Raw genomic sequence first — 14229 nt, forward strand, 5'->3', positions numbered from 1 at the left:
TTAGCAAGTGCGGGTCACAACCCCGAGGACCAGATGGCGCGCGCATTCCCCCCAATCCAGACCACATCGACCGGGATGGTCGTGGCGATCGTCGGGTTCTTCAGCTCATTCCCAATCGTCCTTCAGGGCCTGTCAGCCATGGGGGCATCGGCGCAGCAATCGGCCTCGGGGCTGATGACAGCGGCCATTGCCATGGGGCTGACGGCCATTGGCCTCAGCCTGTGGTACCGGCAGCCAATCTCGGTGGCGTGGTCGACGCCGGGCGTGGCTTTGCTGGCCGTCTCGGCAACGCCAGCGGCAGGGTTTTCCGATGCAGTCGGCGCTTTTTTGTGCGCGGGAGCACTGACCGTGCTGGCCGGGTTATGGCGGCCATTGGGTCGCTTGGCCGCATCCATCCCAACCACAATCGCGCAGGCAATGCTGGGCGGCGTGTTGCTGCCGCTGTGCATTGTGCCATTTCAGGCTGCGGTCGACATGCCGTGGCAAGCCTTGCCGGTGATCCTGACATGGTTCATTGCCGGGCGGCTCAACCGCCTGTTTGCGGTTCCGGCTGCGGTTGTTGCGGCGGCGATTGTGGTTGTGCTGAACGCGGGCGATGTTTCGGTCGTGCCAGACAGGTTGGTGGCAGCTCCGGTCTGGATCACGCCCACATTCTCGGCCGCGTCGGTCATTGGCATCGGCATCCCGCTGTTCATCGTGACCATGGCAACACAGAACATTCCCGGTATTGCCGTGATGCGCAGCTTTGGTTACGCGCCGGACGCCGGCAAGCTGTTTTCTTCGGTCGGTGGGGCCAGCATCCTGTCAGCCCCTTTCGGGGCCCCTGCTACCTGCCTTGCCGCCATCACAGCCGCAATGTGCGCGAATGAGGACAGCCACCCCGACACGGCCCTTCGCTATTGGTCGGCGATCATGGGCGGGGTGTTCTATTGCCTGTTCGGCGTCTTTGCCGTGGCCATTACCGGCTTCGCCGTGCACGCGGACCCGCTGTTGATGGGGACACTGACAGGCATCGCGCTGATCGGCGTGATGGCAAACGCCACCTTCGCCGCGCTGGAGGTTCCGGCCGAACGAGAGGCCGCTATCCTGACTTTCGCCATCACGGCTTCCGGCATCTCGGTCTTTGGGCTGGGGGCTGCGGTCTGGGGGTTGCTGACCGGCGGCATTGTGTATCTGGTGACAAATCGAAACCGCTAGCGGTTCTCAAACTGTATCAAACCGAGGTATACTCACATCATGTTTGGGTCGTTTGGAAAACTGATTGAGCGCCAGATCAAAAAGGCGCAGGCCGAGGGCCAGTTGCAGGGATTGGAAGGTGAAGGCCAGCCGCTGCCGGACCGCTCGGGCGAGGCGCAGAGCGACCCGGCCATTGCAGCCGGGCACCGGATCATGGCGCAGGCCGGCGTCCTGCCCGAGGAATTCGACTTTAAAAAACAACTGGATGCCGCCCGCAAGGACTATGCTGCACTGACGGACCCTGAAGCGCGCAAAGCCGCCATGGCCCGGATTGCCGATCTTGAGATGCGGTACAATATGGCCCGCGACGCGCGGCGGGCCTTTATGCGATAGCTATTTGAACTCGGGCTTGCGGCCCTGCATCTGCGCGGCGATGACTTCCATCTGATCAGGCTTGCCGATCAACTCTACCTGCTCGGCGGATTCTTCAAGCAGCACGTCGGCGCGTGATTTGGTTTCGGCGACTTCGATCAGACGTTTGGCGGCCCGGATAGCCGAGGGGCTGCGACCTGCGATGTCTTCGGCCAGCGCCAGCGCCTCGCTCAGCGGGTCGTCGGACAGACGGGTGACGAGACCCCAGTCAGACGCCTGTTGCGCACTGATGGGACGCGCAGTGTAGGTCAGCAAACGCAGAACATCCGAGCGGACCAGCCTGGGCAACAGAACCATTCCCCCCATATCGGGGATGATGCCCCACTTCATCTCCATCACGGCCAGTTTGGCTTCGGGATGCGCGATCCGGATATCCGCGCCAAGCGCGATCTGCAGGCCACCACCATAAGCGACGCCCTGAATTGCGCAGATCACCGGCACAGGCACCCGCCGCCAGACCAGCGCCAGTTCCTGCATTTCGTTGGCGTCCTCGTGGCTGCGGCTCATCAGCCATTCGCTGGGGTCCATATGCGCCATCTTGGCAAAGCTTGCCATGTCCAGCCCGGCGCAGAAGCTCTTGCCCTCGCCCGACAAAACCACGGCACGGGCGTCCGAGGCGGCGACCTCCTGTCCTGCGGACAGGATGGCTTTGACCATCGCGTCATCCAGCGCGTTCATCTTGTCGCCGCGTGTCAGCGTGACGTGGGCAATGTGATCTTTGTATTCGACGGAAACGCGTGACATGCGGACCTCCCAATTTCCTGTTGCCCAACCATGCCCCGAATGGCCCGGCCATTCCACCGCGACGTCAGGGCAGACCAACATCACGGATTGCGAGGACAGAGTTCTTTGCTTTGGAAGTGGGTGCAGACGCAAGAGCAGATCACCGGCGCGCTCAGTCCATCGACGTTCGGTGGTCAGTTGTTGATCCAATACGTCACCCTGATATCTGCTAATATGGTTGTGAATTGAAGGCGGCTTGGGTGACTTTGAGAGGGTTGTGGTGTGAAAAGTAGATTAAGCGGTGGATGCGCCTGCGGCGCCGTGCGCTATGCCAGTGACGCTGAAATTGAGTTTTCGTTCAACTGCCATTGCAGAAAGTGCCAACACGCAACCGGATCAGGGCATGCGTCAGCGTTTGCGTTGCTATCTGAGGCTGTAAAGATTGAAGGGGATATCAAGGAATATAAAGGGAAAGCAGACACCGGCTTTGCGACTTTCAGCGGGTTTTGTCCGCATTGTGGGTCGCCCATGACCAGCCGAACCGAACGCTTTCCCGAACGGCTCTATTTCTACGCTGCAACGCTTGACGACGCGTCGGTGTTCCGGGCTGGGTTCACGGTGTTTCAGGAAGAGGCGCAACCCTGGGATCCGCCGCTTGAACAGACTGACCCCGCGACAAAATAGGTTGCAAACAGGGGTGGTGGTGGCAGAGCGAGGCTTGCCCAATTCCACGGCATGCGCTTATCTGCGCGCATGACAGAGCCCCGCTATACCCCGCTCGCCCAATCCTTGCCCGCAACTGTCCCGTTTGTCGGGCCTGAGACGCAAGAGCGCCAGCGCGGTGCGCCGTTTGTGGCGCGGTTGGGCGCGAATGAGAGTGTTTTTGGCCCTTCTCCCAAAGCGATCGAGGCAATGGCAGCCGTCGATATCTGGATGTATGGCGATCCCGAGAACCACGATCTGCGGCACGCGCTGGCGGATCATCATGGCGTAAAGCCCGAAAACATCGTGGTTGGTGAAGGGATTGACGGTTTGCTGGGCTATCTTGCCCGGCTGTTTATCGGGTCGGGCGACGCGGTTGTGACATCGGACGGAGCCTATCCAACCTTCAATTATCACGTCGCGGGTTATGGCGGCACGCTGCACAAGGTTCCCTATCGCAACGATCACGAAGACCCTGCTGCGCTGTTCGCCAGGGCGGCGGAGGTTGATGCCAAGCTGGTCTATCTGGCCAATCCTGACAATCCGATGGGCAGTTGGCATTCCGGCGCCGATATCGTGGCAGCGATGGAAGCTCTGCCGGACGGCTGTCTGCTGGTTCTGGATGAGGCCTATGTGGAATGCGCGCCCGAAGGCACTGCGGCCCCGGTCGATCCGGATGACCCGCGTGTGATCCGGATGCGCACGTTTTCCAAGGTTTATGGCATGGCTGGCGCGCGGGTTGGTTACGGGATCGGCGCGCCGGGGCTGATTTCCGCCTTCAACAAGGTGCGCAATCATTTCGGAATGAACCGGGCCGCTCAGGCCGGCGCGCTTGCGGCACTGCATGACACCGCGTGGCTGGCGCAGGTGCAGGAAAAGATTACCGCAGCCCGCGATGGGATTGGGCAGATCGCAAGAAAAAACGGGCTTGTGCCACTGCCTTCGGCCACCAACTTCGTGACAATTGACTGCGGCAGGGACGGCGCGTTTGCCGGGGCTGTTCTGGAGGCGCTGGTTGCGCAGGGCATCTTTGTGCGAATGCCCTTTGCCGCCCCGCAGAACCGATGCATCCGCGTCAGTTGCGGTGAAGTGGCGGATCTTGAGGCATTTGCGGCAACGTTGCCCAAGGCGCTTGCGGCGGCGACGAACGGAAACCGGTAAAAGGGGGCTGTCTGCCCCCTCTTGCCCCTGCGGGTCAATTCACCCCCGAAGGTATTTTTGGCCAGATGAAGCGGGGGATCAGTGCGTCTGTTGCGTTGCGCCTAACTGGCCAGAACGGCGGCGGCAGCTTCGAGCGCACCCTTACCCCGTGGAATGTCAAGCGCGGCCATCGCGGTTTCGACGCCCCCCAGCATCGCCATCACCATCTGGCCGTTCACATGGCCCATGTGACCGAGGCGGAAACAGCCATCCCAATCCTCCATCCCCAGACCGATGCCCAACGTCAGACCCAGCTGGTGTTCGGCAAATTTGCGCAGTGGTGTGCCCTGCCCGTCCGTCAGCCGCAGGGCGGTGACCGCGTGGCTGCGTTGGGCGCGGTCTGCTACATTCAGGTGCAGCGCTCCGCCCTGCGCCCAGATTTCGCAGGCGCCCCATATCGCGGTTGCGAGGCGCTCGTGGCGGGCCCAGACATGTTCGATCCCCTCGGCGTGGATCATGTCCAGCGCGGCGCGCAGCCCGTACAGGTGATGGGTCGGGGCCGTACCGTTAAAGTATTGATAGAACAGGTCGGGGTTTGCGCGCGACTGCCAATCCCAATATTGCGAAACCCGCGGCATGGTGGCGCGTTTGGCCTGCGCCTTGTCGTTGAAGAACACAAAACCAACACCGGCCGGGGTCATCAACCCTTTTTGGCAGGCTGCAACCGTGACATCCACGCCCCACGCATCCATTTCGAACCGGTCGCAGCCCAGTGAGGCAATGCAGTCCGCCATCAAAAGCGCCGGGTGGTTCAGTTCGTCCAGCAAGGCCCGCAATGTTGGAATGTCGTTGCGGATCGAACTGGAAGTATCCACATGCACAGCCAGAACCGCCTTAATCCGGTGCCCCTTATCGGCCCGAAGAACATCTGCGATGCGGTCGAAATCCCAGGTTGAGGCCGAGCCGAAGTCGATCAGTTCGGGTTTTGCGCCGATGCCTTCCGCCATTTCGGCCCAGCTGTGGGTGAACCGACCAGAGGCCGGGGCCAGTACAGTCTCGCCCGGGGCGATCACATTGGACAGTGCGGCCTCCCACGCGCCGTGGCCGTTGGAGACATAGATTGCGACGTGATGATCTGTTCGGGCCACGCGGCACAGATCCCGGGTCAGAGCGGGCATCATCCCGATCAATTCGCCTTCGTAGATATTGGGCGACGGGCGGTGCATCGCCTGCAACACCGCGTCGGGCATGACCGAAGGGCCAGGAATGGCCAGATACTCGCGCCCCTGCGCGAGAGAAATTGGGTGTGTCATGGGGTCAACCTGTGTGAATTGACGCCCACCCTAGCGAAGCATCGGACGGCGTCAATCCATCAGCCGGGACGCCTCGCGCGCCAGGGATTCTATTCCTGACCAGTCGCCATCCTGCACCTTCTGTTTTGGTGCAACCCAGCTGCCGCCGGCGCAGACCACGTTCGACAGCGACAGGTAATCATGCGCGTTTGACGGCGACACCCCACCGGTCGGGCAGAACTTGATCTGCGGCAGAGGGGCACCAATGGCCTTCAGCGCAGGGGCACCGCCCGAAGCCTCGGCCGGGAAGAATTTCAGCATGTCATAACCCTGCTCTAGCAATTGCATCGCCTCGCTGGCTGTGGCCGCGCCGGGCAGCAGCGGCAGGCCCTCTGCTTCACAGGCCGCAATCAGAGCTTTGGTCGCACCCGGAGAGACGCCGAACTGGGCCCCCGCCTCCTTCGCGGCACGAACGTCTTCGGGTGTGACAAGGGTACCCGCGCCCACAACGCCACCCGGGACCTGGGCCATGGCGCGAATGGCATCCAGCGCCGCCGGAGTGCGCAAGGTCACTTCCAGCGCGGGAAGGCCGCCGGCAACCAGCGCTTCGGCCAAAGGGCGCGCCTGTGCGGCGTCATCGACGACGAGAACCGGAACGATAGGCGCGAGAGCGCAGATTTCACGGGTGCGTTGGGTTTTGACGGACATGGGTTCAGGCTCCGAATATGCTGGCACCGGCATCGGCAGAGCCGACATTGGCGCGAAATGCGGCAAAGAGATCGCGACCGACGCCGTGTTGATTGGCCGAAAGATCGGCGGTCACGGGGGCGCGGTCAAAGACGCCTTCGGTCAGGATCTCCAACTCGCCCTTTACGGCGTCCACGCGCATCAGGTCCCCGTCCTGCAGATAGGCGATCGGACCGCCGTCCAGCGCCTCGGGGCAGACATGGATGGCGGCGGGGACCTTGCCCGATGCGCCGGACATGCGCCCGTCTGTGACCAGCGCCACCTTTTGCCCACGGCCCTGCAGGATCGACAGGATCGGAGTCAGCGAGTGCAGTTCCGGCATCCCGTTGGCCTTTGGTCCCTGGAAACGAACCACAACAATGGCGTCGCCGGTGAATTCCCCGGCCCTGAAGGCGGCTTTGACCTCATCCTGATCGTGGAACACGCGGACCGGGGCCTCGACCACCTGATGTTCCGGCGCAACGGCCGACACTTTCATAACGCCGGTGCCCAGATTTCCGGTCAGGCGTGACAGGCCGCCGGTCGGCTGGAACGGGTCTTTCGCGGAGCGAACGATCTTTTCATTGAGGCTGTGCCCTGCGCCTTCCTCCCAGATCAGTTCCCCGTTCTTCAGCTTGGGTTCCTTGGTGTAGTTGTGCAGCCCCTGTCCTGCGACGGTCAGGGTGTCGGGGTGCAGCAAGCCATCGTCCAGCAAAGTGCCGATGCAATATCCCAGCCCGCCTGCGGCGTGGAAATGGTTCACGTCGGCCAGACCGTTCGGATAGACGCGCGCGACCAGAGGCACAACGGCGGAAATATCGGAAAAATCCTGCCAGTCCAGAACGATGCCACCCGCCCGCGCCATCGCGATCAGGTGGATCAGCAGGTTGGTCGAACCGCCCGTAGCCATCAGGCCCACGATGCCGTTGACGAAAGCGCGTTCATCCAGAATCTGGCAAACCGGCGTATAATGATTGCCCAGCGCGCTGAGGGACAGGGCCCTGCGGGCGCCTTCTTCGGTCAGGGCATCGCGCAACGGCGTGTTGGGGTTGATGAAGCTGGAGCCCGGAAGATGCAGGCCCATGAATTCCATCAGCATCTGGTTGGTGTTGGCGGTACCGTAGAATGTGCAGGTGCCGGGGCCGTGATAGGCGGCCATTTCGGCGGCCATCAGTTCTTCGCGGCCCACTTCTCCGGCAGCGAATTTCTGGCGAACCTTGGCCTTTTCATCGTTGGGCAGACCGCTGGTCATCGGGCCTGCGGGCAGGAAGACCGCCGGCAGATGGCCGAACGCCTGCGCGCCGATGACCAGACCGGGTACGATCTTGTCGCAGACCCCCAGGAAAACGGCCGCATCATAGGTGTTGTGGCTCAGCGCGACACCGGTCGCCAAGGCGATCACATCGCGCGAGAACAGGGACAGTTCCATCCCCGCCTCGCCCTGCGTGACGCCGTCGCACATGGCGGGCACGCCGCCCGCGACCTGAGCGGTTCCACCCGCGGCGCGGATCGCCTGACGGATCAATTCGGGATAGCGTTCGAAGGGCTGGTGAGCAGAAAGCATGTCGTTATACGCAGTGACGATGCCCAGATTTCCGGCTGTTCCGGTGGCCATCGACTGCTGATCCTCACCGGCCCCGGCATAGGCATGGGCCTGACCGCTGCACGACAGATGGGCCCGGGCCGGACCCTTGGACCGGGCCTGCTCCATCCGTTCCAGATGTGGACCCCGCAGAGGCGCGCTGCGGTCGATAATCCGTTTGGTGACGTCGGTGATGACTGCGTGAACCATGTTATCCTCCGATCTGGCGCCAGCGGCGCCCGTCGCGATGCATCAGCATCAATGCTTCTTCGGGACCCGAACTGCCCTGATCATAGCGCGAGGGGCGGTCGCCGCGGTCTTCCCAATCGCGAATGATGGGATCGACCCAGGCCCAGGCGGCCTCGGCTTCGTCCCCGCGCATGAAAAGGGTCTGGTCGCCGCGGATCACGTCCATCACCAGCCTCTCATAGGCGTCCGGCGCGCTGGCATCCGCGCCGAGCGCGTCGGCGAAGCTCATGTCCAGCGCGACGTCCGACAGGCGGAAACCGCCCGGTCCCGGATCCTTGATCGTGGTGCGCAGGGTGATGCCTTCGTCGGGCTGGAGCCGGATCACCAGCACGTTGCCATGCAGCGGGCCGACATTGGGGAAGATCGTGTGCGGAGGATCGCGGAAAAACACGGCGATCTCGGACTCCCGCGCACGCAGACGTTTCCCGGTCCGCAGGTAGAACGGCACACCTGCCCAGCGCCAGTTGCCCAGATGCACCTTGAGCGCAATGTAGCTTTCGGTGCGGCTGGCCGGGTTATCGACATGGTCCAGATACCCGTCACCGCCCTTACCCGTGCGGTACTGCCCCCGCGCGATATCCGCAGGTGCCACAGGTTCCAACGCTTCGATCACCTTGACCTTTTCGTCGCGCACCGCGTTGGGGGCGAATTTCGAAGGCGGCTCCATCGCGGTCAGGCACAGCAGTTGCACAAGGTGGTTCTGGATCATATCGCGCATGGCACCGGACTGATCGTAATAGGCACCGCGCCCCTCGACCCCAACGGTTTCCGCCACAGTGATCTGAACGTGGTCGATATGGGTAGAATTCCACAGCGGTTCGAACAGGGAATTGGCAAAGCGCAACGCCATCAGGTTCTGCACTGTTTCCTTGCCCAGATAATGGTCGATCCGGTAAATCTGATGCTCTTCAAAACAGGCGCGCAACCCTTTGTTCAGCGCCTGAGCCGAGGCCAGATCGTGGCCAAAGGGTTTTTCCACCACGATACGGCTGTCGGGCGTTGCAAGGCCCTGATCGTGCAGCTTTTGAGCGATACCCGGAAACAGCTTGGGCCCAACGGACAGGTAGAAGGCGCGCACGACATCCGGGCGCAGCACTTTGGTCAGTTCCGGCCACCCCGCATCGCCCAGCGCGTCCACCGCAACGTATTCCACCCGGCTCAGAAACCGATCCAGGACGTCCTGTTTGAACGCAGGTGCAAATTCCTTCATCGCCGTTCGGATCTGGTCGCGAAAGCCGTCGCTGTCCATCTTCGACCGCGCCGTCCCGATGATCCGGGCGTCTTCGGGCATCTGCCCGACTTCGAACCGGTGATAAAGACCCGGCAATATTTTGCGCTGAGCCAGATCGCCGGTGGCACCGAACAACACCAGATCGAACGGGTTAACCGGAATTACGCGTGAAACCATCGACAGGCTCCTTCAGATCTTGCCGGTTTCATCTGCCCCCAACCGAAGAGAGCTTGGGGGGCACGTGATGTTACCGCTAACATTCGCGTTCTGATTAGGGTACCGCGACCTGAAAATCAACCCTGATTTCGTAACCATTCCATGACGGCAGGCCGCACCGATTGTTCACCACGATGCCGCGAGTCGGCGATGATCTTGCGCAAGGACTGCAGGTCAGCCCGGAGCAGCACACTTTTGACCGGTCCGATCGAGGCCGGGCGCATCGACAGCGTGCGGATACCCATCGCGGCCAGACACAGGGCCTCAACCGGGCGGCCGGCATCTTCGCCGCAAAAGCTGAGCGGTGTGTTCGAGATATTACAACGCTCGACGATCCGCTCGATAAAGCTCAGGAAGCTGACGTTCAGCGTGTCATAGCGACGCCGCACAAGTTCGTTTTCCCGGTCTGCGGCAAAGAAGAACTGTTTCAAGTCATTGCCACCGATTGAAATGAAATCGACCTCGTCAAAGAACTTCTGCGGTGCGAAGGCAAGCGACGGGGTCTCTAGCATGGCACCGACTTCGATCGCTTCAGGCAGGGCGTGACCCAGACGTTTTTCGCGCTCGATGGTTTTGTTGACTTCCCAGCGGGCTTCGCGGAATTCATCAGCTTGCGCCACAAAAGGGAACATCACCGTCAGCGGACGGCCATTGGCGGCGCGCATCAGCGCCTGCAACTGCATCCGCATGACACCGCGTTTGTCCAGACCCACGCGGATCGCCCGCCAACCCAGCGCCGGGTTCGGCTCTGCCACATGCTTCATATAGGGCAGAACCTTGTCCGAGCCGATATCGAGCGTGCGGAATACCACGCGCTTGTCGCCCGCGGCATCCAGAACCCGTTTATATTGCGTCACAAGCTCGGATCGTTTCGGCATCTGGTTTCGGATCAGAAATTGCAGTTCGGTCCGAAACAGGCCCACCCCTTCGGCCCCTGAGTTGTTCAGCGACGGCAGGTCTGCCATCAGACCCGCGTTCATCACCAGATTGATGCGTTCACCGTCGCGCGTTACCGTCGGCGTTTCCCGGATCGAAGCATAACGTTCCTGCGCCTTGGCCTGCATGGCGATCTTGTCGCGGAACGCGCTGACAACAGTGTCCTCCGGGCGCAGGTGCACGATGCCATGATCCCCGTCGACAAGAATATGATCGCCGTTCAGCGCCTCGGTCGTGATACGGCCGACATGGACAACCAGCGGAATCGCCAGCGCACGGGCCACGATTGTAGCGTGGCTGCCGACCGAGCCTTCCTCAAGCACGATCCCCTTGAGCGAGCGCCCATATTCCAGCAGGTCCCCAGGCCCGATATTGCGTGCGACCAGGATCGGATCAGGCGGCAGATCGGCGCCGTTCGTCTTTCCCTGCCCGGTCAGAATCCGCAACAGCCGGTTGCTGAGGTCATCCAGATCGGCCAGACGCTCGCGCAGATAGGGGTCTGTGACCTGGCCCATGCGGGCCCGGGCCTGCGATTGCTCTTTCTCGACCGCGGCCTCGGCGCTGAGGCCGAGGCCGATATCTTCTTCCATCCGGCGCATCCAGCCTTTGGAATTGGCGAACATCCGGTAGGCTTCGAGAACCTGCAACTGCTCCTTATCGCCGCCTTGCGAGATTTCGAGCATCTTGTCGACACCCACGCGCAATTCTTCCACCGCTTCGCTCAGGCGTTCGCGTTCGCGGCGCGGGTCTTCAGCGATGGGATTGGTAACAACCACCCGGGGTTCGTGCAGCCAGACATGCCCCTCGGCTGAGCCTTCCTGCGCGGGTCCGCCGGTCAGCTGAACCGATTGCTGGTGCCGAGGCGACAGGGCGGCGCCTTCACCCACAAAGGCGCCCAGTTCGGCCATTTCGGCCAAAACCATCGCCACCACTTCCAGCGCATAAACCTCATCTGCGGAAAACTTGCGCGCTTCGCGGGACTGAACCACAAGAACGCCCAGCTTTTCCCCCAGTCGCTGAACCGGAACGCCCAGGAAGGAAGAGAACCTCTCCTCACCCGTTTCGGGCATGTACCGGAAACCCTTGGCGGAGGGCGCATCCGGGGTGTTGACCACCTTGCCCGATCTGGCGACACGGCCCACCAGCCCCTCACCCATGCGCATGCGGGTTTTATGGACTGCCTCGGGTGACAGCCCCTCGGTCGCGCAAAGCTCAAGCGTTTCTTCGTCGCGGAACAGGTAGACCGAGCAAACCTCGGCCCTGATGCTGTCCGCAATCAGGTGGGTGATCCGGTCAAGACGCTCCTGACCGGCGGCTTCGCTTGCCATTTCCTCGCGCAGCCGCCCCAGCAGCTTGCGGGATTCTGTTTCGGTGCCGTCCGCCATGGCCCAACCAAATTACGGTGTCAGGCGAGACCCTTGGCTGAATTGCTCAGGCCGCCTTGTCCAGTTCAAAGGCATCATGCAGTGCCTGAACAGCAAGTTCCATGTATTTCCTGTCGACAAGCACGGAAATTTTTATCTCAGAGGTTGTAATGACCTTGATGTTGATCCCCTCATCCGAGAGTACCTTGAACATTTTCGCCGCCACACCCGACTGCGAGCGCATACCGATCCCCACGACCGAAACCTTGCAGACATCCTCGTCTGCGACCAGTTCCGCATAGTTCAGTTCACCCTTTTCCTTGATGGCAAGCAACGCCTGCTCGGCGCGCGCCACCTGATCGGTGGGGCACGAAAAGGTCATGTCCGTGCGCCCCTCGTCCGAGATGTTCTGGACAATCATGTCCACATTCACACCCTCATCACTGAGAGCGGTGAAGATGATCGAGGCGATGCCGGGCCGGTCCGCCACCGAAACGACGGTCATTTTGGCTTCGTCGCGGGAATAGGCCACACCGGCCACTACGTTGGATTCCATGATATCCTCCTCATCGCAGACCAGCGTGCCTGCATTGTCGGACTGTTCTTCGAAACTGGACAGCACCCGCAGGCGCACCTTGTAGCGCATCGCCAGCTCGACCGAGCGAGTTTGCAGAACCTTGGCCCCCAGCGAAGCCAGTTCCAGCATTTCTTCAAACGAAATCTTGTCCAGCTTGCGGGCTTTTTCGCAGATTCGCGGATCGGTCGTGTAAACGCCGTCCACGTCTGTGTAGATGTCACAGCGTTCGGCACCGAACGCGGCGGCAAAGGCCACGGCGGTGGTGTCTGACCCGCCCCGGCCTAGCGTGGTAATCCGCCCTTCGGGGCTGAGACCCTGAAAACCGGCGACAACGGCAACCCGCATGCCTTCGCCAAATTTCTGGTTGATATTGTCAGTCGGGATTTCCTCAATCCGGGCCTGGCTGTGGGCGCTGGTGGTCAACAGGGGTACCTGCCAGCCCTGCCAGCTGCGGGCCGGAACGTCCATTTCCTGCAACGTCAGTGCCATCAGGCCCGCGGTCACATTCTCGCCCGACGAGACCACGGCGTCATATTCGCGCGCATCGAAAAGGGGCGACGTTTCATTGACCCAGCCCACCAGTTCGTTTGTCTTGCCGGACATGGCCGAAACGATGACGATCACGTCATAGCCCTTGGCAACCTCGACGCCGATGCGTTTTGCCGCGCGGCGGATGCGGTCAAGATTGGCAACCGAAGTGCCACCGAATTTCATAACGAGTACGGGCATGGGGGGTGGTATCTCCGCGCCTTGGAATTCAGGTCCCGTGCGTCTTATGCGAGGGGGGGCGTCAGGGCAAGGGTTCAATACCGCCCCGATCACTGTGTCGGGTCGCTTTACATCAGATCGCAGCAGTGTCAGCTTGCAGGCGGCCAATATTCCACGAGGTTTTCATGTTCCGCCCAGCCATCGCATTTACCCTGCTGTCCACATCCGCGTTCGCACAGACGTCCACTTTGGCCGGAACCGACGGCAAGAATTCCCTTGGCACCGTTCCCTGCGCCTCGATAGCCGGTGAGCCACTGCGCAACTGCCACGCGGAATTGCGCCACCATGACGACGGCACCACGACCCTCGCAGTTGGGATCGGGAACGGAGAGGTTCGCAGCATCTATTTCCGCGATGGCGTGCCGAATTCCAGCAGCTCGCCGTCGGCGCTCAGCTATGAAACGCGCGGCGATACTATGGTGATCTTTATCGACCCGGGCGAGGTGTATGAAATCCCGCAGGCGGCGCTGACCGCTCAGTAGGCGTGCGGCCGGCCGTCCCAGGTTTCGAAACAGCCCGAAGATTCCAGCGAAAGCGCCTCAAAGCGGTCGATCAGGCCGTCTGCGGCCTGCTCGGCAGTGATCTCTGCCCGCGCACCGCCCATATCTGTCTGCACCCAGCCGGGGTGATAGATACCTACGGCAATCCCGTCGCCGCGCAAGTCAACAGCCAGATTCCGGCCCAGATTCAAAACCGCAGCCTTGGAGGCGCGATAGATGTAACTGCCCCCCGGCGCCCGTGTGTGAGAGGCCATTTGCGACGAGATGATCGCAATCCTGCCCCTGGCCGCGCGCAAGTTCGGTAAAAGCGACTGAACGGTCAGAAACACGCCCGTTACATTTGCGGCAAAGCTCCGGGCCCACATTTCGGCCGGATAGCCGCTGATGTCCTGCCCTTTGTCCAGATACACTCCGGCATTGCAGATCAACAGATCGACCGGTTTGTCACGCAACTGCGCGGCCATACCGGCCTGCTGGACCGGGTCGGTCACATCCAGAACCACCTGCGCGCTGTCATCCCGCGCCGTGCCGGTCAGGGTGTCGCCCCGTGCGCGATAGCGATCCGCCAGGGTCTTTCCAATCCCGCGATTGGCCCCGGTGATCACCACATGCATG

13 protein-coding genes are annotated in these 14229 nt (G+C 61.7%); 5 read left to right on the forward strand and 8 right to left on the reverse strand.

What is annotated here, in order from left to right:
* Window positions 1-33: 33 nt before the first annotated feature.
* Window positions 34-1197, forward strand: a complete 1164-nt coding sequence (locus ACXAC3_RS16550) for a benzoate/H(+) symporter BenE family transporter (protein ID WP_475162445.1) — start codon at window positions 34-36, stop codon at window positions 1195-1197.
* 39 nt (window positions 1198-1236) lie between these two features.
* Entirely contained in the window at window positions 1237-1569 is a 333-nt protein-coding gene (locus tag ACXAC3_RS16555) for a DnaJ family domain-containing protein (RefSeq protein WP_475162447.1), read from the forward strand.
* Here the strand turns inward: ACXAC3_RS16555 and ACXAC3_RS16560 are convergent, their stop codons facing one another.
* Window positions 1570-2352, reverse strand: coding sequence for a crotonase/enoyl-CoA hydratase family protein (locus ACXAC3_RS16560; RefSeq protein ID WP_475162448.1), 783 nt, complete (start codon window positions 2350-2352; stop codon window positions 1570-1572).
* Window positions 2353-2613: 261 nt separating this feature from the next.
* Between ACXAC3_RS16560 and ACXAC3_RS16565 the strand changes: the two genes are divergently transcribed.
* Entirely contained in the window at window positions 2614-3015 is a 402-nt protein-coding gene (locus ACXAC3_RS16565) for a GFA family protein (RefSeq protein WP_475162450.1), read from the forward strand.
* Between the two features lie 69 nt (window positions 3016-3084).
* Window positions 3085-4194: a pyridoxal phosphate-dependent aminotransferase gene (locus tag ACXAC3_RS16570; RefSeq protein WP_475162451.1), complete on the forward strand. Its 1110-nt coding sequence runs from the start codon at window positions 3085-3087 to the stop codon at window positions 4192-4194.
* A 101-nt stretch (window positions 4195-4295) separates the two neighbouring features.
* Here ACXAC3_RS16570 and ACXAC3_RS16575 read toward each other — a convergent pair whose 3' ends face one another.
* The 6 genes from ACXAC3_RS16575 to ACXAC3_RS16600 form a co-directional block, all read right to left on the reverse strand.
* Window positions 4296-5486 (reverse strand): pyridoxal-phosphate-dependent aminotransferase family protein, encoded by a 1191-nt coding sequence (locus ACXAC3_RS16575; RefSeq protein ID WP_475162453.1) that lies wholly within the window; start codon window positions 5484-5486, stop codon window positions 4296-4298.
* Window positions 5487-5537: 51 nt separating this feature from the next.
* Window positions 5538-6173: a bifunctional 4-hydroxy-2-oxoglutarate aldolase/2-dehydro-3-deoxy-phosphogluconate aldolase gene (locus ACXAC3_RS16580; RefSeq protein ID WP_475162454.1), complete on the reverse strand. Its 636-nt coding sequence runs from the start codon at window positions 6171-6173 to the stop codon at window positions 5538-5540.
* Window positions 6174-6177: 4 nt separating this feature from the next.
* Window positions 6178-7983 carry a phosphogluconate dehydratase gene (edd, locus tag ACXAC3_RS16585; protein ID WP_475162456.1) on the reverse strand — a complete coding sequence of 602 codons (1806 nt, stop codon included), beginning with the start codon at window positions 7981-7983 and terminating at the stop codon, window positions 6178-6180.
* A 1-nt stretch (window position 7984) separates the two neighbouring features.
* Complete coding sequence (zwf, locus tag ACXAC3_RS16590) at window positions 7985-9430, reverse strand: glucose-6-phosphate dehydrogenase (protein ID WP_475162458.1); 1446 nt, start codon at window positions 9428-9430, stop codon at window positions 7985-7987.
* Window positions 9431-9546: 116 nt separating this feature from the next.
* Window positions 9547-11790 (reverse strand): phosphoenolpyruvate--protein phosphotransferase, encoded by a 2244-nt coding sequence (ptsP, locus tag ACXAC3_RS16595; RefSeq protein ID WP_475162461.1) that lies wholly within the window; start codon window positions 11788-11790, stop codon window positions 9547-9549.
* A gap of 46 nt (window positions 11791-11836) precedes the next feature.
* Window positions 11837-13075, reverse strand: coding sequence for an aspartate kinase (locus tag ACXAC3_RS16600; RefSeq protein ID WP_475162462.1), 1239 nt, complete (start codon window positions 13073-13075; stop codon window positions 11837-11839).
* A 164-nt stretch (window positions 13076-13239) separates the two neighbouring features.
* On the opposite strand from ACXAC3_RS16600, the gene ACXAC3_RS16605 reads away from it, so the two are divergent.
* On the forward strand, window positions 13240-13596 hold the full coding sequence (locus ACXAC3_RS16605; protein WP_475162464.1) for a hypothetical protein: 357 nt from the start codon (window positions 13240-13242) through the stop codon (window positions 13594-13596).
* On the opposite strand, the gene ACXAC3_RS16610 is transcribed toward ACXAC3_RS16605, so the two are convergent.
* On the reverse strand, window positions 13590-14228 hold the full coding sequence (locus tag ACXAC3_RS16610; protein ID WP_475162465.1) for an SDR family NAD(P)-dependent oxidoreductase: 639 nt from the start codon (window positions 14226-14228) through the stop codon (window positions 13590-13592). The genes ACXAC3_RS16605 and ACXAC3_RS16610 overlap by 7 nt on opposite strands.
* Window position 14229 lies beyond the last annotated feature (1 nt).

This window comes from Ruegeria sp. ABV4_181 (assembly GCF_056158465.1).

Coding starts and splice junctions, on each gene's coding strand:
- ACXAC3_RS16550 (WP_475162445.1), top strand. CDS start 34: ATGGCGCGCGCATTCCCCCCAATCCAGACCACATCGACCGGGATGGTC.
- ACXAC3_RS16555 (WP_475162447.1), top strand. CDS start 1,237: ATGTTTGGGTCGTTTGGAAAACTGATTGAGCGCCAGATCAAAAAGGCG.
- ACXAC3_RS16560 (WP_475162448.1), bottom strand. CDS start 2,352: ATGTCACGCGTTTCCGTCGAATACAAAGATCACATTGCCCACGTCACG.
- ACXAC3_RS16570 (WP_475162451.1), top strand. CDS start 3,085: ATGACAGAGCCCCGCTATACCCCGCTCGCCCAATCCTTGCCCGCAACT.
- ACXAC3_RS16575 (WP_475162453.1), bottom strand. CDS start 5,486: ATGACACACCCAATTTCTCTCGCGCAGGGGCGCGAGTATCTGGCCATT.
- ACXAC3_RS16580 (WP_475162454.1), bottom strand. CDS start 6,173: ATGTCCGTCAAAACCCAACGCACCCGTGAAATCTGCGCTCTCGCGCCT.
- edd (WP_475162456.1), bottom strand. CDS start 7,983: ATGGTTCACGCAGTCATCACCGACGTCACCAAACGGATTATCGACCGC.
- zwf (WP_475162458.1), bottom strand. CDS start 9,430: ATGGTTTCACGCGTAATTCCGGTTAACCCGTTCGATCTGGTGTTGTTC.
- ptsP (WP_475162461.1), bottom strand. CDS start 11,790: ATGGCGGACGGCACCGAAACAGAATCCCGCAAGCTGCTGGGGCGGCTG.
- ACXAC3_RS16600 (WP_475162462.1), bottom strand. CDS start 13,075: ATGCCCGTACTCGTTATGAAATTCGGTGGCACTTCGGTTGCCAATCTT.
- ACXAC3_RS16605 (WP_475162464.1), top strand. CDS start 13,240: ATGTTCCGCCCAGCCATCGCATTTACCCTGCTGTCCACATCCGCGTTC.
- ACXAC3_RS16610 (WP_475162465.1), bottom strand. CDS start 14,228: ATGCATGTGGTGATCACCGGGGCCAATCGCGGGATTGGAAAGACCCTG.